The organism is Argonema galeatum A003/A1 (genome assembly GCF_023333595.1).
GTDB lineage: Bacteria > Cyanobacteriota > Cyanobacteriia > Cyanobacteriales > Aerosakkonemataceae > Argonema > Argonema galeatum.
In genome coordinates this window covers 47259-69449 of sequence record NZ_JAIQZM010000013.1, presented here as the reverse complement: position 1 = coordinate 69449, position 22191 = coordinate 47259, and the positions used below count along the sequence as shown (strand labels likewise).

The window sequence follows — 22191 nt, the reverse complement described above, 5'->3', positions numbered from 1 at the left end:
GCAATATAACCTTTTAGTTATTGATTTTGATTACTTTTCAATTCAGTCTCTTGGTCAGAAGTAACCTCAATCGGCATGAGATTGACTTCAATCTGCTTTTCTACTACCAATTGAGTCGTTTGTTTATTCTCCGTACTGTTGTCTAATTCAGTCTCTTGGTCAGAAGCAACCTCCAGCAGCATGGGAGTGACTTCAATCGGCTGTTCTGGTAGCGATTGAGTCGTTTCTTGATATTCCGAATTGCTTGACAATTCCGTATATTGGGAGAAAGCAATATCAAGCAGCATGGGATTGACTTCAATCTGCTGTTCTGCTAGCAACTGAGCCGTTTGTTGATATTCTGAATTGCTTGAAAATTCAGTTTCGCGGTCAGAAGTAACCTCAATGGACATGGAGGTGACTTCAATCTGCTGTTCTTCTAGTAGCAACTGAGTAGTTCGATCGCGTACAGGAACCACCGTCTCTACCTCCGGCTGCTGGCGCTGTCTACTATCGAAGAGTTGGAAGACTCCGGCGACTAATGATTCTGTCACATTAGTGAGAACAGCATCAACTTTTTTCTGCGCTGATTCGATTCCACTAGGGCTAACAGTTTCTTGCTCTAGGGTATAGTTATAAGTAGTTGGTTGAGACTGGCCTGATAAATTCTCCACCTTAGAGTGTATCCCCGTCTGGGGATCGTCCTCACTAACTTGTTGCGATCGCACCCCTTGCGACTGTACAGCAGTCTGCGACTGCACCTTAAACATATGAGCGGCGCATTCCACCAGTCGCTGAAGTTTGGATCGCCAAAACTCACCCGGATTGGCGATCGGAGCGTTTAATTTTGTGTAGACTGAATCAATGGCCACGCGATCGACAGTTTCGCTAGGATTCCGTAAACTTTGTAGCACTTCGTGTAGAAATTGGAGTTCTTTTCTAAGCTGTTGAATTTCCTCTTCCAGATAACTGGGATCGAAGCGATCGCCAATTGCAGAAATTTGCTGTTTAACTTCAGACCCTATCTGGGTTAACTCTTGTGCTTCACTAGATTTCCACCCCATAGAACCCATAGAACCAGCAACTCCAAGGTTCTGTTGTTCTAGCTGAGTTAGGTTAGAGCGAGTAACTTGTTCTACCTGGGTGAGCGATCCCTTTAATTCTTCAATCTCTCGCTCTAAATAACTGGGGTCAAAGCGTGGAGTTGCTGGAGGAAGTGCAGAAAGATGGTATTGAAATTCAGATGTAATTTTCCTAACTTCTTCTAGGCGCTGGTTAAAAGTCTCACTTACTAAAGATACATTTGTTTGGACTTGCTGAATCTGTTGTTCCAGGTAACTGGGATCGAAGGGTGCAGGTGGTGGAGCAAATGCAGAAAGCTGCTGTTGAACTTCCGCAGCGATTTGTCTGATCTCTTCTATACGAATAAGATCTTCCCGGTGGTTAAACGCCTCTGTTAGAGAGGAAACATTTTCTTGCAGTTGCTGGATTTGTTGCTCTAAGTAATTGGGGTTAAACGACGCCGGAAGTTGAGCTATTTGCTTTAATTGGTCGATCGGCAAAGCGAAGTTTTCGCCGCTAGCTGAGGAAATCAGGCTGGTTATGGCGAGTTCTAAAGTATCAAACCGCTGTCCCATCTGGGAGAGTTCTTCCTGGATGGGATTAAGATTAACGGGTTTGGGCGAAAGAGACAGATTTTGAACCGATCCTTTTAAAGCTTGCATCTCCTCTGATATTTCCCGATCTACTTGTCTGACGCGAGTTCCCATCTCAGACAAGACAGCAGTCATATTCTGCTGGAACGTCTGCTCGAATCGGCGTCGGTTGATCAGGCTCAGGGAAAGAGCTAAAGTCAGGGGAGCAGCCGCATAGATCAGCTGCTGGGAAAAAACTGCCACTACCGTCCCTGCAACAGAACCGGCTACGGAAACGTACTCTGTTACCTCTAAGCCATTGCGCTCCGTGGTGTCTGTCATTGGGTACACCTTCTATATATGCCTATCAAGCAAAACTTATCACACAAATAAGGGTGAGTGGGAGAGGGAAAGGAAAAAGTCATAGGACTTACGCACTGTCACCTCAGAAACCCGGTTTCCGATCGCCTCACTCACCTGTAGATATCACTCTGTTTTTCAATCAGGTGAACTCCAAACACTTCAGCAAAGGAGGCTGCTACTTGCTGACGCACTTGGTTTATATCGATTTCGGGAATAAATTCTGCTAAACTGCCTACCGGCTTGTCTGAAATCCCACAAGGCACTATTTGCTTAAACCCTTCCAAATCTGGACAAACGTTTAAAGCAAAGCCGTGCATGGTAATCCAACGGCTAACTTTAATACCTAGAGCAGCTACTTTGCGTCCTTGCAGCCAGACGCCTGTAAAACCGGCCAGCCGTTCCCCTTTCAATCCGTAATCAGCCAGCACGCGGATTAACACCTCTTCCAGCTGTCGCAGATACCAGTGCAGGTCTTGCTGGTAATATCGTAAATTCAGAATCGGGTAGCCGACAAGTTGACCGGGACAATGGTAAGTCACTTCACCACCCCGCTCTATCCGGTGTACCTCCCAGCTTGTTTGCTTTGGAGCAAACTTGAGAAATTCTAGACTGGCTCCCTGTCCCAGCGTATACACGGGTGGATGTTCCAGCAATATGAGGATGTCCTCTAGGCTGGGGTTGTCTCGGCGTTCCCCTACGAGCGATCGCTGCCACTCCCAAGCCGTTGAATACTCCACTATTCCTTGGTTGTACAGCCAACAGACCCGATCGGGCGGCTCATTATTACAAGCAAACCGTTTACTATTACTTGAAATCACCACAAAAATCAAGAGTAATTTACGTTAAATTTCGTTAGAATCCAGAAACGGAAATCAAGAAATGTCAACAGATGCAAAAGATTTTGAAGAGAAGCCAAAGGGCTATGTACTCCAGAATACAAAGTGCTACTGTTTTATATATAACCTCAATGCGAATAGGAGGAAGCCCACAAGGTTGAGGCGGCTCTAGCCCACCGTCCCTCTGGAAACCCTAGTTGGTGGAATCGTCCAAAGAAACTTCCAATCCGGGCGTGGCTTAGGCTCAAGTCAATCTATTTTGGATTTGGGATTGACCTATGGAAGATATCAGCGTTTTGGAATCAACCGACGCAGAAAATGCGATCGTGGAAAGCAGCAATTTCTGCTAAACTTTCCTTTCATACCAAAGGTAGACGCAGGCAAAAAATATGCCTGCATTATGATGGACTATTCAGCGGGAGAATTGAATATGAACGTTGTGATTCATGGCAAAAATATTGAAATCACCGATGCAATTCGTGAGTACGTACATCAAAAAATAGAAAAGGCGGCAAGCCACTTTCTAAACGTAACCAATGAGATTGATGTGCATTTATCAGTGGCCCGCAATCCGAGGATAAACTCTAAGCAGACTGCTGAAGTGACTATTTACGCCAACGGCGCAGTAATTCGTGCTGAAGAAGGAAGTGAAAGTTTATACGCGAGCATAGACCTAGTAGCTGATAAAATTGCCCGCAAACTGCGGAAGTACAAAGAAAAACGTCTTGATAAAAAGACTCAAGCTCAGCCTAAAACTAGCGAGGTAGTAGAAGAAACGCCAGTAGCAGCGGATTTGATTGGCGATCGCACTCCAGAACTTCCCGGCGAAGTAGTGCGTACCAAGTATTTTGCCATGCCGCCGATGACCATTGATGAAGCCCTAGAACAGCTACAGCTAGTAGACCACGACTTTTATATGTTCTGCAATGCTGAAACCGGCGAAATCAACGTCATGTACGAACGCAACCACGGCGGCTACGGGGTGATTCAGCCGCGTCAGGGGAATGGGCATAGCGATCGCAAAAATGGTAAAACAGCCCACAGCAGTAATGCTGCACCCGAAAAGTCAAACGTACATAAAACTTAAGACCGGGCCCAGAAGCTGTTAGCTGCGATCTCAGGCTACCAGTTTAAAGCGGGACAGTCGAACCCCACCCCCTTGCCCCTTGCCCCCTCCCGTCCCCGTCAACGGGGACGGGAGTATTTCTCCCCCCTCTCCTCTGGAGGAGAGGGGGGTTGGGGGGGTGAGGTTTGTCCCGTCGATCAAAATACCGCTTTTAGTGCTTGAACATTCAAATTTTTGAGCATCAACTCATATTCATAAAGCACCTCGATCGGGTTAGGGAGTTGTGGCGGAGGTAACGGTTCCGGCTTTGACCGAAAATAGCGAGCCAAATCTAAAATTGCCCCACTAGCAGCAGTAATATCTCCAATAGAAACAAGACGACCCAAAGGCCATCGATCGGACCATTCATTAACTACCTCTCGCGAACCGGCATTGTCGTAAGCAACTATCCCCTTACCTGCGGCGATCGCTTCTTGAAGCACGCGGGGCCGCCCCTCCGACTCCGAACAAAGCAGGATAGTTTCCACATTATTCATACAGTCGAGTACCTGTTGCCGAGAAACCTTGCCCTTTAAGACAATGCGGTCTTCTAAACCATAATTCTTGATGCGATACAACATTTCTGTGCGATCGGGGCCATCGCCACACACAGTCAAGTGGACGTTCACTCCCTCACTTGCTAGAATTCGCATAATTTCCACCGCATCCAACGGTTTCTTTCTCGATTTCAGTTGAGCCGCCATCAGTAACCTAATCGGTTCTTCTGATGTTCGCTGATAGTTGTAAGTGGGATTGAAGGGTGAAAAATTAGTATTCGGATTGAAGGCGGGAAGATTAATTGGGTTTGGTAAGAAAACGGTATTGTTGACGCCAACTACACCTTTTATAGATTCGGCAAGATAGCGGGCTATACAAACTATTTTGTCGCAGTCTCGATAGAAGCCGATCAGTTTTTGTCTTAGGGACGGTTCAATTGGCTCTCTCGAAGCAAGGCGGTTAATGTAGCCTCCCCGACATATAAGTACAATCGGCTTATTGCCATGAACGCGGCGGATAGCGGGGAGATGCCAGAGAAAGCACTCGCGACCGAGAATTACATAATCGAAAGGGCCATAATTTTGATAGGCCCTTTGAAATTGGCGATCGATATCTGATAATGCCAGGGGTGTAATATTTAGATCGTTAGCCCCGTCAGCTTGAATCCACATTAATCCAGGATATTGCACTAGATTAATTGCTTGTTTGTAGGGAGCAATGTGCAAAACTTCATGCCCAAGACTGCGTAATCCGCAGGCAAGTTCTTGACTGGAGTGGGCTGACCCGCCTCCATGAGGAGGGTGGACGCTTAGTAGCAGAATATTCATAAAATGAGTGCTGATATCAATCAATCTAAGTAAAGAGAAAAATCTTAGAAGCAATCGTAAATTAGCTGGGTTATTCACATTTTGTCAAGTCCACGAGGAATAAGTTTTACTCCGTTCCCGCCACAAGATTGTGTAGGGGCGAACGCGCATAGCGTGCCGTAGGCATTAGCATTCGGGTAGTAAATCTTCGGTTTTAACCAATAAATTATATGCCCGAATGCTTCGCCCCCCGTTATGTCTCTAGGCTGTAGAGACGTTTCATGAAACGTCTCTACAATGTTTAGGCCAAAAATTAAAGGGGGTAACCAACCCGGATTTGGTATAATATTCTTAAAAAAAAAGGGCTTGTGAGTCACATCTGTCTCAGCAAGCCCTGCAATTTGCAGATTTTATGTGTTGTAAATGTAAGCTTGTCTCAACCGCCGCACCATCTCTCTACGCACTTCATTGCTGACCCGATAGCCCCGCTCCCAATGTTCTAACCTGATATTGTCAACGTAGAACTTGACGGTAAATTGCATACCGGAACCTTGGATGTCCATCAGCCGAATTTTTGGCTCTTTCCACAGGGTTTTGGATTCTTTGAAGTTTTCGTGCAACCACTCTACAAACTTGATCGCATAATCATCTAACCTAGTTTCGTCTCCTCCAGGGTTAGCCATTCTCTGATAAAGTTTGTTCATTTTGCCCTTAAGAATGTCAATTTTTTGCTCCCATTCTTCCGGTAAGATGTTGAAGTCTTCAACTACCAAATCGGGGTCTTTTAACCAGGCTTGATACCAGGCTCTAATATATCCGATGAGGGTGGTTTTCAAAGCTGGCTCTACTTCTTCTTCAAGTCTGTAACGCACCCGTTTACCCTTGCGTTCTGCTACTACCTGCAAGCCAACCAAGTTCAACACATCTATGTATTCTTTTAGAACAATTTTGAGTTCATCTTTATCCAATCCTCCTTTTTCCAGACTCTTGATTTTGTTAACCAAATCCTCAACTTCATCTTCAATTTTTTTCAGTTGCTTGTTCACATCTATTTCCGCTAATACCCGGAGGCGTCCTGCTTCCCTCTTGGACAGCTTACCTGGTTCGGCATGATCCCATCCATAGAAGTGGTCTAAATATTCTAGTTTTTCTTCAAGATCTCCCAATGTATCTGGATGTCCGAGAACAATTTCTCTCAAGATTTTTGTTGCTGTCACCGGGTCGGCATCCACTCTGACTGCGATATTAGTTGAATAAGCAAAGTGCGGAGTGGGACGACTGAGGTTAATTATATCTTTACTTCCCAAGGCAGAATTTGGCGTATACAGCTCGCAATGGGTATCGATCATATATAACTTGGTCACCCGGATGCCGATGTTTTTGATGACCGCCATTGACCCGTTCATTTGGATTACATCTCCGAATTGAAAGGGTGTATCGATCAACAAAACCAAACCGCCAAAAAAGTCGCTTAAAATCTCCTTGACCGACAAGCCAAGTACAACGGTAATACTACCTAACGCTAACCCGATTCCAGTTAAATCAACCCCAAATGTTTGCAAGAAAAGAGAAAAACCAATCAGATAAGCTAAAAATGGAATGGTTCGTCCTAGTATTGGGATCAATATGTCGTCCCAGACAGCTTCGCTTTTTCTAGCGTATGCTTTCAAGTAGTAGACAACTACTTCAGTAAATAGCCGCGCAATCAAGTGGGTCACAGTCAGAACCAGGAAGGCGCTGAACCCTCTCTGAAACAAATCAATGACGGGACTTGAGCCTAACTGTCGAAAGGAGAATTTTAGGCTGACAAGTATGAAAATAATTAGAACTGGGATACGCGAGACAGTCAGGCTAACGAGGGCTGCATCGCTTTCCATTTGGCGAAACAAGGCTCGCAGTATATAGAAAAGCGCTATGTACAGTACGAAAGCGACAATTGCCTCGACGATCAAGGCTCCCAGGAAAGGGGCCAAGTTATCTGGGAGAAAGGATAAGGACGCTGCTAGTACAGTTGGGAAGTCCAAGATAGCAATCATTGGTGCCTGCCTTAAATATTTAGCGGTTACTCTCGTTTAATACGATACGCTCTATGGACACGCCAAAGCAAATATAGTTTGGCATACTCCAATATTAAGCGTTGTGCAAGTTCATTTATAACATTCCAGTCACCTGTATGGGGGACGGTAGATATGATATCAAATCCGGTTGCTGGGTGACTAAGTTAAAGGTTAAAAAGGTTTATTAGCCGTTTTCTGACCCAAACTACAGGATTTTGGTCGTCTTCGGTTGCATCTACCAAACCCATTTCTCGCAGTTGTTTTTGTCTAGCGGTTAGCTCTTCTTGATGTTTTCCTAACTCTTTAACTATCTGCTCGTAAAACTCTGGATGCTCTTTTAAGAGTTTTTGGAACCCCGTTTTGTTGATAGCGAACAGAAATGTTTCTTCTAGCGCCCTGACGGTGGCAGTGCGGGGGATTCCCAGCATTAAAGCAAGTTCTCCGAAAAATTGCCCTGCTACCAGGTTGGTAAGATGTTTGTTAATTTTTTCTACAAAAACTTCTACAGAGCCTGACAGGATGATATAAAAAGCATCGCCTGGGTCATTTTCGCGAAATAGAATTTGGGATGCCACTAGGCGTTGCCGATATCCCGCTTCAATTAATTTCCGCAATTCTATGTCGTTAAGATTTTTAAAGTATACTATCTGGCGCATTAAGTCGCTGAGGGATAATTGCTTTTTAGGAACAAGCTGCAAAGTTGGCTCGCGATCTGTCGCTTGAGTTCCATCTTTGTCAATGTCATCTGTAGGCTCGGCTTTCTGGAACAAGCCAGCCAAAACTTCTGGATTCTGTAACCATAAATGCCTTTCTTCGGCGGGGAAATTGATTCCTTGTTTGCGGAAGTTATATTCAATTGCAAAATACAAAGAACTTTTAATGAATTCTCTTTGATTGGGCTGCTCGATCCAAGCCAAGAGTTCAAATTTAAGTCCTTCTTCCCCAAACCCTAAAAATAATACTCTGGGATTGGGATTGTATAAAACTGCCGATTCCATGTAGGCAGAAGTTATAAGTGCTTCTGTCACTAATAAGGGGTCGTTATGCTCTGCTACTGATACGGGTATTCGCAGACAGAAGTTTGAACTATCGTAACTCCAGTTAACAATTTTGTTCCCAATCATAGTGCTGTTGGGAACGATTACAGAAGAATTATCATTTGTTTTGATGATGGTAGAGCGAATAGATATTTTCTTGACAGTTCCCATCAAATTTTCTAATTCAATATAGTCTCCCACCTTGACAGGTCGATCTACCAGTAATGTCAAACCGCTGACGAAGTTTGTTGTTAAATCCTGTACGCCGAAACCAATACCAACTCCTAAACCACCTGCTAATATCGCCAAAGAGCCCAGGTTAAATCCAACACTTTGCAGAACGATGATAATGCCTAATGCTGCTGTTACATAACGAACAATTACCGCGATCGCTTCTCGGTTTCCTTCGTCAATTCCTATTCTGACAAGCAGCCGCTCTTTGAGAAAATTGCTCAGAGCGTTAGAAATGTAAATAGCTATTAATAGGGATATAATCAGTTCGCCTATTGAACTGATTGAAACAGGGTAATCTCCTATTTTAAACAAACTAGCTGTAAACAGCCTAGCTATTTGTATTAAGATCGTGTCTATGATTCTTTCCATCTTTGTCAGTTAGTATTATTCAAATTTATGTATCTAGTTTATCATTTTACAGAGGATAGCAAACTCTACAATACATTTTAAGGGCTCTGGACACTCAATGGACTGGCTAGAATTACCAGGTTATCAACAACTCCCGTTTTTGGCTATTGTAGTTACAAAAAATTATATTACTACATGAGTGATATCGTCAAATTGTCTGTTCTCATCGTTGGTTAAATTTTTACCGCAGATGTAGGCGTTAGCGAAGCGATTCAAGGGTAGCGAATTAGCCGAACCGTAGGGGAGAGGGGATAGGAGAAAAGAAATAAAAATGTTCTTAACTGAACAAAAGCATCCGCTGGTACGCATCTAAATCGAATACAAAGACGGGCTTTCCTGCCCATCCCACAAGAAGCAAGAGAAAAACTGACGGTCATTTTAGATGCGTACCAGCTTAGCAACTCCGAAAGAGCCACATACACGCAGATAAGAATAAGAACACGAATTTTTTAGGCGATCGATGCGTAAGGACATGATAGGGTCTTTCGGAAAAGCTCCGTTTGTGACCGCGCAGAGTATATACTTCGCACGGGCATAAATGGGCGAAGCATTCCGTGAATAATTTGTTGGTTGAACCCAAAGATCTTTGACGGAATGCTAATGCCTACGGCACGCACTCGCGTTCGCCCCTACATGCATAAAAAAAGCTCTGTCCCTACTACAGCATATTTGACACGAAAGAACCCTCAGCACTCAAGATTCCCGATGAACCGCTTGCAGGGGCAGTTGCACCGTAAAAGTCGATCCCAGTCCCAGGCCCGGACTTGCCGCTTGGGCAGTTCCGCCGTGCAGTTCTACCAAGTAGCGGACTAGGGCTAGGCCCAGTCCAAGTCCGGCGTGGGATATTGCGCTTTTATTATCGGCTTGACGGAAGCGATCGAACACATAAGGCAAAAACTCAGGTGCAATCCCTATGCCAGTATCGCTCATCTGGATCTGGGCAAATGAGGTTTGGTAAGTTTCAGATTGCAGAGGGTCGGCTGAGTTTTCATTTTCGATCGGCAATTTTTCCAGTTTAATCTCAATCTGTCCCCCGGTTGGGGTGAATTTGATGGCGTTGGAAAGCAGATTCCAGAATACCTGCCGCAAGCGGTCTGGATCGCCCAGTATGACTATTTGAGAATTAACCACCAATTCAAGTCGAATTTGCTTAGCGTCAGCAGACAGACGCACAATATCTCTAGCTTCCTCAAGGATAAACGCGAGGTTAACTTTGGAGACATTCAGGCGGACTTTACCAGTAGTTATGCGCGAGATGTCTAAGATATCCTCAATCAGCTTATTTTGCGCCTGTGCGCTGCGCTGAATTATGTCAAGCCCATGAGCGGTCTGGGTTTCGTCTAATTTCTTGGTACTGATCAGCTTAGTCCAACCCATGATGGCGCTGAGGGGGTTCCGCAGCTCGTGAGAGAGGATGGAGAGGAACTCATCCTTAGCGCGGTTGGCATCTTCAGCCGTCTCGCGGGCTGATTGCTCGAAAATTAGTAGCTGATGGCGTTCCTCCTCAATTCGTCTGCGATCGGTAATATCCTCAATAGCAAGCAGGATCGTCTCCATAGAGCCGCTTTTCAGAGGGATTTTGCAGGAATTGAGCAGCATCGTCTTGTCGCCAATGTTTAAAAAATTATGGCTAACTTCAAAGTCGTCGAGGGAGGTGTTGTTTGAGATTACCTCTAATAGCAGATGGCGCAGTTTGGGAATGTCCCACTGACGGTTGCCCAGATCGAAGATCGACTTCTGCTCTGTGTCTTCTGGCGTTACCTGGAAAGTTTCATAGAAAGAGCGATTCGCCGTCTTCACGCGCAAATCTGCATCAAGAACAACTATGGGCGATCGCACTGTCTCCACAATCGATCGAGCATAATCGCCAGCTTCCTTAAGCACATCGGAGCTTCGTTTGAGGGCGTCAATATCCACCAACGCTATTACTGTACCCTCAATCTGATTATCTGCGGTCTTATAGGGCTGTATTCGCAGGTCATACCAATGGCCCGATCGGTCTTGCACCTCAAGTTCAACTATGCTGGCGGTTTTGATGACATCAGATATCAACTTCTTCAAATTGGGGACGTTGATATGGGTATGAATATCGCCGATCGATCGTCCGATGTCCGTAGGCATTATATTCAGCACCGTTTTCGCTTTCGGAGTGAAAAGTCGAATGCACAAATCTTTTCCCAGCATGACGATGGGGATGCTGACACTATCGAGCAGATTATTCAGGTCGTTGTTGACTTGATTCAATTCCCGATTCCGATTTCGCAGTTCGTCGTTAATTGTGTTCAGTTCTTCATTCGTCGCCTGAATCTCTTCCTTGGCAGTTTCCAGTTCCTCATTCGTGCTTTGGAATTCCTCATTGCTCGACAAGACTTCCTCATTGGCGGCTTTGAGTTCTTCGTTGGTGACCTCCTGTTCTTCGATAATGGATTGCAGATATTCCCTCGTGCTAGTAAGCTCTTGCCGAAGTCGGAGAATCTCTAGCTCTTGGTTTGCCAGAGCGGTTCCCTCCTCTTCCTTTGTCTCACGAGTCCTGTTCGCCCTGGATTTAGGAACATCTAGTAGAGTAACCTCTTCAAACAAAACCAAGAAGTAGCTTTCAGAGGAGGGTAGAGGCTTAAAAGGAATCACCTCAATATTGACCGTCCTGAATTCCTCGTTACATTTGACCTGCAAGCCTTCTTTTCTAATCGGGATATTCTGGTCTTTGGCCTTATGAATCGCTGTACGCAGATCTAACAAAAAGCCCGATCGTACCATTCTCAGGAGGTTGAGGCTGGCCGCTCCTGGAGCGGGTTCTAGATAAAGACTAACCTGTCCTCGAAATTGTAGAATTTCCAGATCTTCATTGATCACCACACCGACAGGGGCGTATCTATTCAAGACGATTCGATCGGCTTCTTTTTGCAAATCCAATCCCTTCGAGACGTCCTCGTTCATCTTCTTGGTAGCGTTTGATTTCTGTAGTGGATGGTTGCCGGTGGTAAACTCAAAATTCAGTCGTGCGCGTGCTAGTTTTCGGGAATAAATCTTGTACTTTTTGTCCACCAAGGTAAACAGTTCAGAGAATCCGCCCGTTCCCTCCGATGCTCCCAGCATCAGAAAGCCTGTGGATTTGAGCGCATAATGGAACAGTGGTATGACCTTCTTCTGTAAAAATGGGCTTAGATAAATCAGCATATTCCGGCAACTGATCAGATCCAGCTTGGAGAAAGGCGGGTCTTGGCTGACGTTTTGCTTGGCAAAGACGCACAGATCGCGAATCCTCTTGCCAAGCTGGTAGCCGTTCTCTATCTTAACAAAAAAGCGTTTTTTACGTTCCTCTGAGACATGAAGCATCAGCTTGTCTGGGTATATAGCTGCGCGGGCTTTCTCGATCGCTTTTTGATTAATATCTGTGGCAAAAATCTGGATTTGAGGTATGGTAGCCAGATCCTGCAAAAATTCCAGCAAGCATATAGCAATAGAGTAAGCTTCCTCACCTGTGGAACACCCAGGTATCCAGATCCTGATCGCATCTTCTGGCGGTCTATCCATCATCAGCTTGGGAAAGACTTTGTTCTTTAACGCTTTATAAGATTCGGGGTCGCGGAAAAAAGTTGTGTAAGGGATCAGGATGTCTTGGTACAAAGCCTCCACTTCCTGTGGTGTTTTCTGGAGATAAGTGATGTAATCCTCCAGCTTTTGAAAGTGGTGTAGAATCAAGCGGCGCATGATGCGTCGCTTGATGGTAGCGTGCTTGTAATGAGTAAAATCAGATCCGGTGTTGTTTCGCAGCAATGTGAAAATCCGATTTAGGAGGTTCGGATCTGACAAAGGTAACTCATCCGTTGTTTCCAACGATGAGGTTTGAGCGACGAATGGATGGCGGCCGATCTTCGCCAGCTCCTGGGCGATTTCTTGAGGGGGCAGGATAAAATCTACATGACCGCTGGCAATAGCGGTGTTTGGCATACTATCGTATTGGGCTGTTTTTTCACACTGGGCAAAGGTGATGCCGCCCTCGGCTTTGATTGCTTCCACCCCCAGAGTGCCGTCTCCGTCCATTCCCGACAGAATTACTGCGATCGCTTTGTTCCCCCGATCTTTTGCCAGGGATTGCAGGAAAGCATCGATCGGCATATACTTTCCTTCAATCTTCTCGCGAGGCATGAGTTTCAACATACCCCCGATAATACCCATTTTTTTATTAGGCGGAATGATGTAGACGCAGTTAGGTTCTACTACCATGCCATCCTCGATCTGCATAACCGGCATCTCAGTCGATTTGGAAAGGATCTGGGTCAACAAGCTTTTATGATTGGGGTCTAAGTGTTGAATCAGCACAAAAGCCATGCCGGTATCGATCTCTAGAGCTTTAAGTAACTGGGTAAATGCTTCCAGTCCACCAGCGGAAGCTCCGATACAGACAATAGGATACGATCGGTCCAAGGACCGATCGCGATCGACTTTTGCTGTAGTAGGAGGCGGGGATTCAGATTGCTCCGAAGAGTCACTGGTATTCATAATTTCGATTCTTTTGCCTTATATAACTAAATGGGCGACAGAAATGGAATTTTTATGCCTCAAGTTTATTCGGTTTTATAAAAAAGGTAAGCGTTCAGGGGGTGCGCCGTAGGCGCACCCCCTGAACGCTTACCTTTTACCGTCTGAGTGTCCTATTTTCCTCATCCCAGACGGCACAAACGGATGGATCGACTTAACGTGGTTGCGGCCCTAACCAAAACACTATTCTGTTTAGAAAATCCTATTCCCTGGAAAGGATACAAATAATACAATGGATACCTATTCACTCAAGCCCTTAACGAGGTTGCCCTCCGCTTTATCCTCTTATCATACCAGGTTTCTTCCTGTAGCCCAGAAACCCAGTTTCTCTGCCATAAAGTAAACCCCAGAAACCGGGTTTCTCCAAGAAACCCGGTTTCTCTGCCATAAAGTAAACCTCAGAAACCCGGTTTATTGAAGAAACCGGGTTTCCGATCTTTGAAATTAAGACATAATTGGTTTGAGATCCAAGACAAAACCAGGTAACACATCTTCACCGGAAAGAGTTGCCGGATTTTCGAGTATTTCCACATCTCGATTGGGGCGGTAAATTTCTACACGCTTATTTTTTCGGTCAATTAACCAACCCAATCTCGCACCGTTGTCGATGTATTCTTGCATTTTTTCCCGCAATTCTTTTAGGGTATCGGTAGGAGAGCGTAACTCGACTACAAAATCAGGACAAATGGGAGCAAATTTCTGTTGTTGTTCTGGGGTTAAAGCGTCCCAACGCTCTTGCTTAATCCACGATACATCAGGGGAACGTTCCGCACCGTTGGGCAATGTGAAGCCGCTTGACGAGTCGAAACCTTTGCCTAGTTTAGTTTGTTTGTTCCAGATTCCTAGCTCAACGGCGAGATCGAAGTTACGGTTGCCAGTAACACTGCCTGTAGGTGGCATAATTAGTAATTCTCCTTTGGCTGTGCGCTCAAATCTTAAATCGCGGTTGTTTTGACAGATCTGAAAATACTGCTCTTCAGTTAAATCGATTTTCAATTTGAGGGTAGGAGGTAAGGCGATTGTAGGGGCGTTCATAACCTTATCCAAATATCTGCTGTTATACACTTTTAGTATAAGCTGCTACGCATCTAATTTCACAGTCAGTTTTTCTGAAGCTCTCTTGTGGGATGGGCATCCTGCCCGTCCTTGTATTCGATTTAGATGCGGAATATCGTTTTTATAATAGTTTGCTACAGATCCCCCTAAATCCCCCTTCAAAAGGGGGACTTTAATTCCGGTTCCCCCCTTTTGAAGGGGGGTGAATTTGTAGCAGGATTTTAGAGAATTGGTATAATACCTGATCAGATTAATGGTAGGGGTGATGGTTGAACAAAAACCCGATTTCTTTAAGACTTATCCAGTTTTTACGACTCAATTTCTGTTTGTTATGGTAAACTGTATTTTTGAGGAAATTGTAAGGAATGAAGCTGAGCGTACCGTCCTCCTTTAGAGATTAAATCTGCGTGAGTTCCAGTTTCTACGATGCGCCCTTGTTCCATCACAACAATGACATCGGCATTGTGGATAGTAGAAAGGCGGTGAGCGATCACTAAACTAGATCGGCCTTTAAATAGCTTTTCCAAAGACTCTTGAATCAGATTTTCCGACTCACTATCTAGCGCAGAAGTTGCTTCATCAAGCACAACAAAGCGAGGATTTTTGAGCAAAACTCTGGCGATCGCCAAACGCTGCCTTTGACCCCCCGACAGCCTCACTCCCCGTTCGCCAATTATTGAATCGTACCCATCAGGGAAACTCATAATAAAATCGTGGGCATTAGCTGCTTTAGCCGCTTCTATAATCTCTTCTTTTGTAGCGTCTAACTTACCATAAGCAATATTATCTAGCACCGTGCCGTATAGCAATAAAGTTTCTTGAGAAACAATTCCTATATGCTCTCGCAGCGACTCTATAGATACATCTTGAAGCTGGTAATTATCAATCAAAATCAACCCCTTTGTAGGGTCATAAAACCTAGCGGCTAATTTGGCAACCGTACTTTTTCCCGCACCCGAAGACCCCACTAAAGCAACCGTCATCCCCGGTTTAATCTCTAAGTTAAAATCGTGCAAAACTGGTTCACCGTCTTTATAGCCAAATTCAACATTTTCAAACTTGAGGCGACCCTGTACAGAGGTCAGATTAACAGCATTTTCCTTCTCCTTCACCTCTGGATTAGTCTCCATAATTTCAAAAACACGCTCCGATGCCACTACAGCTCTTTGCACAACATTCATTACTTTACTGAAACGTCGAATAGGCTGATTGACTTGATTAATGTAGGCAAGAAACGCAGCTAATTCGCCAATAGTCAAACGCCCCACCATCACTTCCCAAGAACCAAAAACTAGAACGATGAGGCTACTAAGGTTGTTTAAAACGTCGATGATGGGAAAGAAAACAGACCAAAGACGAACTGCGCGAATATTAGCTTCCAAGTAGTTCCGACTCTGGTCGGAAAAACGGTCAATTTCATACTGTTCGTTACCAAAAGATTTAATAACGCTGATATTAGATATAGTGTCTTGCAGATGATTATTGACCGCTGCGGCTGAATCCTGAACATCCCGATAAGCACCCCGCATAAACTTTCCAAAAAACTGGATTGTATAAATCATTAAAGGCCAAGTGAATACGAGGAGTAGCGTGATTTGCCAATCCGCGCTGAATAGATAAACAATAATCGCTAAAACCGTAAAACTATCAGCAAAAATTTCTGGAAGATCGGCTGTAACTAAATTGCCGATCGCGTTGACATCTTGCCCCAAACGCGACATCAGATCGCCAGTCCTATGGTTGTCGAAAAAGCTGATTGAAAGCTTCTGAATGTGTCTGTATAGATCGTTGCGAATGTTTTCAATTGTTCTCTGTCCAAACACAGACATCATGTAACTGCGGAGGAAATTCAAAACACCAACTAGAAGAGAAATCAATAGAATGGCCCCCGCCACCCAAGGCAAGGCATCAAAATTTTTTTCTGGAATCACAGAATCGATCGCATAGCGGACGATCTGGGGAATAAGAACTTGGAGAAAGGAAATGCAAAAAATAATGCCCAGAGATATAAAAAAAGGTGTTTTGTTTTGCCAAGCGTAGCTGAAAAGACGACCAGACAGCTTCTTCACCGAGGTTGTGAGCTTCAAGTCATCAGAATTAGCGGCAATCTTAAGAACGAGGTTGGCTTGCACTTATGATTTATTCCATAATAAAAAAGCCTTTCACACCTTATTCTAACTAGGACTTACGCAATCGCCCCCCGACCCCCCAAATCTGGGGGGTCGGGGGGCAAAACCTTGGTTAGTACGTAAGTCCTGTTTAACTATAGAAACCCCTAAGTTGGAAACTTGGCTCGATCTCGATCCATTCATTGTCATTGTATTTTACTCAATACAGACTTGCGATTCATCACCGGAAATTGTTCGTCCCGCAGGGGGAGATTAAAAAATGGGCATAACTTTTCCCAATTTTCACCCGCGCAAATATTAATAATTAACAAAGATTCGGGACGGTCTTTAAAGTATTCTATAACGTTTTTGTAGTGCAGGTCGTAGACGTAGGACAGCCGTTCTTCGTTATAAGTGTATGTTCCATAAACAGCCGATCGCAAAAACCTTCTGATCTGCATTTGAGGATCTTTATCAGTATCTTCCTCAAATACGGGTTTTCTCTCCCATTTCCTTTGAATCGACCTCAACCACGATTCTTTGTCACGTACAGTCAGAATAAACTTGCTATCTGGGAACATTTTATCTAGCTGAGCATAAAAAGGAGCGACGGTTATATCTGCTATTCCCTCCCAATCATTCAATATAGAAAGATCGTAGTTTCCTGCCCTCAATTCCTTTAAAGTTGTTGCGTCATTTGGGTAGTGTATAACATGAATTCCCAACATATTTAAAGCTACGGTTAAGCTTTTAGTTCCAGTTCGACTCAAGCCGATGCCAAAAATTTTCATTTTTTTACTTTTGGGTGTTTTTTTGACTTGGCGTTCTGCTTCTAAAGCATCTAACTCTTGGCAGGAAAAAGCTGCTTTTTCTGTGACGTTCATCTGACTTAATTCTGCGATCGCAATGTTAGGTAGAGCTTCTATGTAGTTGGCGACTTCCTGAGAAGAGGCATCTTGTTTAATAGTTTTTCTAGCGTGTAAAACAGCGGCTTTGGCAACATAAAAATCTTTATCTTCAGCCTGCATATTCCAATCTTCTATATTAATATTGAATTTGGCTTGCCGATAAGAATTACGACTTCTCAGTTCTCTCAAGGCATACTTGCAAAAAATGTCACGATAGAACTGAAAAAAATCATGATAAATGTGAAATTCGCCAAAATTAATTCCCAGATTAAGTTGTTTGAGAGCCAAATTTCGCAATCTAGATTCAGGTCTTAGTATATGCTTACGCTCGTCTTTGGGCGCTTCTATTCTTTGCATAGCCTGCACGACATCTAGTCGCGTTATGTGTACGCCGCAATGAATTTTACCTCTGAATTTATCTAGAACGTAACAGTCTATATAAGGTTGCGTATTACTTTGGAGGAAAGGAACCATATCCTCCATAATCAAGCAATCTGCATCCATGAATACCACAAAATCGCAATCATATTCAATCCTCAGCATTTCCTGAACTGCTTTAGAAAATGGTTTAACATTTTCTATAATATGCACTTGATTAGGCTGAATATTTTTGATTGCCAATTCAAGGGCGATTTTTGATGTTCTCTCTCCAACCGTTCTAAAAACAAGGTCAATTTTTTTCATTTTCTTATCCACTACAATTGCCCATAGCAACTAATATTACGGCGCATTAGAAAGCGATCGCACTTTCATCGACTACCAATAAACTCTGCATTTTCCTCTTTAGCTGATGCTTGGAAATGGTGCATTGGGTATCTCCTTGCCAATGAAAGTGCATAATTTTTCCCAGGATTCTCCCTGACATATATTCATAACTAACAACTGGCCCGATCGGGCCTTAAATTTGTTCGTCACTCTCTCAATATGCTGGTGATAAACAGATTGCCACAGTTTAGCATCAAAAGTATCAGATCCATAAACGATTCGCCTATAGTGACGCAGATAATCTTGTTTATATTCAGGATATTCATCTAATGTACGACCAAACCATTTTTCACATGATTTTAACCAGGATTCTATATCTCGAATGGTTAATATCCATTTAGCATCGGGAAACCGGGTATCCAGCTCGTCAAGCCAAGCAACAACTGTAATGTCAACAGCCGCATTATACTCGCTGACCAAATCATCTATAGATTTAGGATATTTTACAGAGTTATATCCCAATATTCTTAAGGCATCACCAAGGCTTTTATTCCCAGTACGGGATAAACCGCAGCCAAATATCATTGTCGATTGCTTTTTATGTAATTCTCTGCTATCTTCTTTTGGCGTTGATACTAAATTTGTCATTTTTTTCATTCCTCCTTTACTGACCTATTACTTGGTAAGATATCCGTGTCATATCATATCCGGGATAAAAACCCCCGTTATCCATAAGTTGGGTGAAGCATTGCGGTAGAAAGGCTTTGGCTCTTGGGAATACACTTATTGCCGCAATGCTAAGTGCATCCGCACCGCTTCGCGAACACCCCTACACTTCACACTATAAAGGGGGTAAATAACCCGGATTTGGTATCATATCATATCCGGTAGCATCGGGTACCTAAAAAATTCGTCTTCTTATTCTTATCTGCGTTTATCTGCGTTTCAGAGTCTACATCTGCGGTAAAAATTTAACCAACGATGATAACAGACAATTTGACGAGATCTCTCATGTACTAAGAATATCAATTGTTGGTGAAAAAATTTCCTTCATGCTCTGATATATTCGATATCATCCTTTAAACTTCCCATTTCATTTCGGCGTTCTCTTTACCTGCCATTTCTTCAAAGAGGCGTTCAACGCTTGGATCAAGTTCTTTCTGCCAACGCAAATCTAACTTTATCCCCAATTCATGGTTTTCGTAATAATCTTTTTTATACTCTCCAACCTTGACAAATGGATCTTTAATTTTTTCTCTTTGTGCCTTTGCCACTAAAAACTGAGTGCCGTTGTTTCCACCTAGTGGATGATGCTCGTGTTCGTAGTACTTCAGCATTTCTGGTTGATACTCTATGTCTAAAAAGTTACAAAGCTTTTGAGTAACTGATTCTGGCTGCGTCGCTAGAACTTCATAGCGTATCTTTATCTTTTTATGGTCAAAATTATTAAATAGCTCATTTGTCATTTGGCCTTTAGCAACCCATTCCTCAATTAAATATTTAAAATTTTTTTCAGGATACTTTGTAATTCGGGAGTTAATCACCGCTCTACCGTCTCTTTGCAGAAAGATAAGATATTGTTTTATATCGGTATTTTTGAGGCTTTCTAGTTGTTTTTGCAGCCATTGTCTACCTTTTGATGAATCAATAATAATGGGTTTTTGGGCTTTAGCGGATATTTGCTCGTAGAGGTTGACGCGCTCGCTAAGCTTCAAATCGCTCCAGACGGGGCAATTGGCACCGCAAATTTTGCAAACTCTTTTACTTATTGCCTTGGTTTGATTTTGCAGAAAGTTGGTTTTTTGTCCTTCTCCGCAATAAAAGCAATCGCTGTGGCTACCTAGGATGAGTCCTAAAAGCGTAGATCCAGAGTGACCTGCTCCACATATAAAAACTGCCTTTTTCAGATTATCCCCCATGAAATCTTTCTTTTTTTTAGGTGTTGCTAGGTTCGCTCAATATCATAAATACTTGACCAAAGAGCGGACGTTAACTTAGCGTTGTGGAATATCAACTATATCAAAATATATGTCCGATCGTCACAACCACGAACAAGCAAATTACAGCCGCGCCTTTGCGATCGGCATTGCCCTCAACAGCGGGTTTGTTATCTGCGAGGCTGTTTTTGGCATCCTGAGTCACTCCCTGGCGCTTCTAGCCGATGCAGGCCATAATCTGAGCGATGTTCTGGGACTGCTGCTGGCTTGGGGAGCCTCCATTCTCGCCCGTCGCCCCACCACGCCGCGTTACACCTACGGGCTGCGTCGTTCTTCCATTTTGGCCGCTCTTTTCAATGCTATTTTCCTACTTCTCGCCGTAGGTGCGATCGCCTGGGAAGCTATCCAACGCTTTTTTGAGCCTAGCTTAGTGCGCGGTGATATGGTGATCGGAGTGGCAGCTGTCGGGATTGCCATTAACACGGCTACTGCCTTACTCTTTATGTCAGGCCGCAAGGGAGATTTGAACATTCGCGCCGCCTTCTGGCACATGGCTAGCGATGCTCTAGTATCTCTTGGTGTTGTATTGGCTGGTATCGCTATTCTGGTAACTGGTTGGCTTTGGTTCGACCCAGTTGTGAGCTTGATTATCGTTGCAGTTATTGTTGTTGGAACTTGGGAACTGCTAAAGGACTCGGTTAACTTGGCGTTGGACGCAGTACCGGAAGCGATCGAACCCCTAGCTGTGCAAACTTACTTAGTCGAACTTCCTGGTGTGGCTCAAGTCCACGACTTGCATATCTGGGGAATGAGTACAACTGAGATAGCACTCACCGCTCATTTGGTGATACCGGAAGGACATCCCGGCGATGCTTTTTTAGCTAAGGTAACCCAGGATCTTCACGATCGCTTCGGCATCGAACACGCTACCCTCCAAGTAGAAACAGGTAGTTCTGGAAACCTCTGCTCGCAAATATCTTGTTCTAATCGATGAGATAAGAGTCCAGAACTAATGCTGAGTGACTTCTTTGAGTGCTTCATGGATAACTTCATCACTCACACCATGACGCTTCAAACTTCCAATGAGTGCAGAAACCGGATCGCCTTCTAGACTAGCGAATCACCTGTTTAATCACCCGTAAGCACCATTGGGCAAAAATCCCAATAATTGTTTTAACCTAGAACTTGCACCTTCGTAACAATGACTCGGCATTTGGTAATTCATAAATGGATAATACTTATGTCCGACTAACCTTTTAGCGTAAGTCACCTGCGTAATGTATCTAGTAACCTGCGAATCATTTCTCGAACCTCTATGCCACACTTGATTATTGAAACACACGACAGAACCCATAGCCCCTAAACAGCTATAAATTTTATCTTCATATCCCGAAATATCCCCATCACAAAGTTTTCCAAACAAATGCGAACCAGGTATAACTTGCGTAGGCCCATTCTCCACCCTTAGAACATCCGTCAAGTAATAATTGGCAGTAAATGCCAGCACGTTTAGCCGAACATTCGTTAAAGGTTTACCGTCAAGAGATAGGATATGTGGCGTATCATCCTGATGCCATTTATTGCCAGCAAGTCCATCTGTTTCTGGAGAAACTTTAAAAGAATTATTGTGGATTACATGGATCGCATTAGCATTGGGTATGCCATCAGAGAGCGAGTATCCCGATCCATTAGTTTCCCCAATTAAATGTTCTGCAAATGTTACGACTGGCTCTAATTCAAAAAGATTTAAATTAGGTTGGGAATGCTCAAACATTCGCTTCATTATCTTTCGAGAGTTTCTAGCTTTTTTCTGACCAACCTCTTCGCTCAGAGCTTCATCTAAATCATGTCTCAGTAACTCGCATTGTTCTGGTGTTAAAACATTGTGAATAACAAGAAAACCATTAGCATGAAAAAATGTAATCCATTCATCCAGTTGTTCTGCTGTTGGCACATTACCAGCTAAATAATCAGCCAT

Annotated in this window: 14 protein-coding genes; 2 read left to right on the top strand and 12 right to left on the bottom strand. The window is 43.8% G+C overall.

What is annotated here, in order from left to right:
• Positions 1-17: 17 nt before the first annotated feature.
• Both LAY41_RS15640 and lipB read right to left on the bottom strand, forming a co-directional pair.
• Positions 18-1955, bottom strand: coding sequence for a hypothetical protein (locus LAY41_RS15640; RefSeq protein ID WP_249099517.1), 1938 nt, complete (start codon positions 1953-1955; stop codon positions 18-20).
• Positions 1956-2086: 131 nt separating this feature from the next.
• On the bottom strand, positions 2087-2794 hold the full coding sequence (gene lipB, locus LAY41_RS15635; protein ID WP_420840323.1) for a lipoyl(octanoyl) transferase LipB: 708 nt from the start codon (positions 2792-2794) through the stop codon (positions 2087-2089).
• A gap of 448 nt (positions 2795-3242) precedes the next feature.
• On the opposite strand from lipB, the gene hpf reads away from it, so the two are divergent.
• Complete coding sequence (gene hpf, locus LAY41_RS15630; RefSeq protein WP_249099719.1) at positions 3243-3899, top strand: ribosome hibernation-promoting factor, HPF/YfiA family; 657 nt, start codon at positions 3243-3245, stop codon at positions 3897-3899.
• A gap of 176 nt (positions 3900-4075) precedes the next feature.
• Here the strand turns inward: hpf and LAY41_RS15625 are convergent, their stop codons facing one another.
• The 9 genes from LAY41_RS15625 to LAY41_RS15585 form a co-directional block, all read right to left on the bottom strand.
• The gene (locus tag LAY41_RS15625) at positions 4076-5242 is read right to left on the bottom strand and encodes a glycosyltransferase family 4 protein (protein ID WP_249099514.1); all 1167 of its coding nucleotides are present in this window, start codon (positions 5240-5242) and stop codon (positions 4076-4078) included.
• Between the two features lie 389 nt (positions 5243-5631).
• Positions 5632-7257, bottom strand: a complete 1626-nt coding sequence (locus tag LAY41_RS15620; protein WP_249099509.1) for a mechanosensitive ion channel family protein — start codon at positions 7255-7257, stop codon at positions 5632-5634.
• A 185-nt stretch (positions 7258-7442) separates the two neighbouring features.
• Positions 7443-8918 carry a mechanosensitive ion channel domain-containing protein gene (locus LAY41_RS15615; RefSeq protein WP_249099506.1) on the bottom strand — a complete coding sequence of 492 codons (1476 nt, stop codon included), beginning with the start codon at positions 8916-8918 and terminating at the stop codon, positions 7443-7445.
• 732 nt (positions 8919-9650) lie between these two features.
• Positions 9651-13460, bottom strand: a complete 3810-nt coding sequence (locus tag LAY41_RS15610; protein ID WP_249099503.1) for a chemotaxis protein CheB — start codon at positions 13458-13460, stop codon at positions 9651-9653.
• Positions 13461-13943: 483 nt separating this feature from the next.
• Positions 13944-14534, bottom strand: a complete 591-nt coding sequence (locus LAY41_RS15605) for a Uma2 family endonuclease (RefSeq protein ID WP_249099499.1) — start codon at positions 14532-14534, stop codon at positions 13944-13946.
• 350 nt (positions 14535-14884) lie between these two features.
• Positions 14885-16687: an ABC transporter ATP-binding protein gene (locus LAY41_RS15600; RefSeq protein WP_249099496.1), complete on the bottom strand. Its 1803-nt coding sequence runs from the start codon at positions 16685-16687 to the stop codon at positions 14885-14887.
• A gap of 182 nt (positions 16688-16869) precedes the next feature.
• Complete coding sequence (locus LAY41_RS15595; RefSeq protein ID WP_249099492.1) at positions 16870-18255, bottom strand: sulfotransferase family protein; 1386 nt, start codon at positions 18253-18255, stop codon at positions 16870-16872.
• A 99-nt stretch (positions 18256-18354) separates the two neighbouring features.
• Positions 18355-18924, bottom strand: a complete 570-nt coding sequence (locus tag LAY41_RS15590) for a sulfotransferase family protein (RefSeq protein ID WP_249099490.1) — start codon at positions 18922-18924, stop codon at positions 18355-18357.
• A gap of 431 nt (positions 18925-19355) precedes the next feature.
• Positions 19356-20195: a sulfotransferase gene (locus LAY41_RS15585; protein WP_249099486.1), complete on the bottom strand. Its 840-nt coding sequence runs from the start codon at positions 20193-20195 to the stop codon at positions 19356-19358.
• A gap of 109 nt (positions 20196-20304) precedes the next feature.
• Between LAY41_RS15585 and LAY41_RS15580 the strand changes: the two genes are divergently transcribed.
• On the top strand, positions 20305-21207 hold the full coding sequence (locus LAY41_RS15580) for a cation diffusion facilitator family transporter (RefSeq protein ID WP_249099483.1): 903 nt from the start codon (positions 20305-20307) through the stop codon (positions 21205-21207).
• A 138-nt stretch (positions 21208-21345) separates the two neighbouring features.
• Here LAY41_RS15580 and LAY41_RS15575 read toward each other — a convergent pair whose 3' ends face one another.
• Positions 21346-22191: a phytanoyl-CoA dioxygenase family protein gene (locus tag LAY41_RS15575; protein WP_249099481.1), complete on the bottom strand. Its 846-nt coding sequence runs from the start codon at positions 22189-22191 to the stop codon at positions 21346-21348.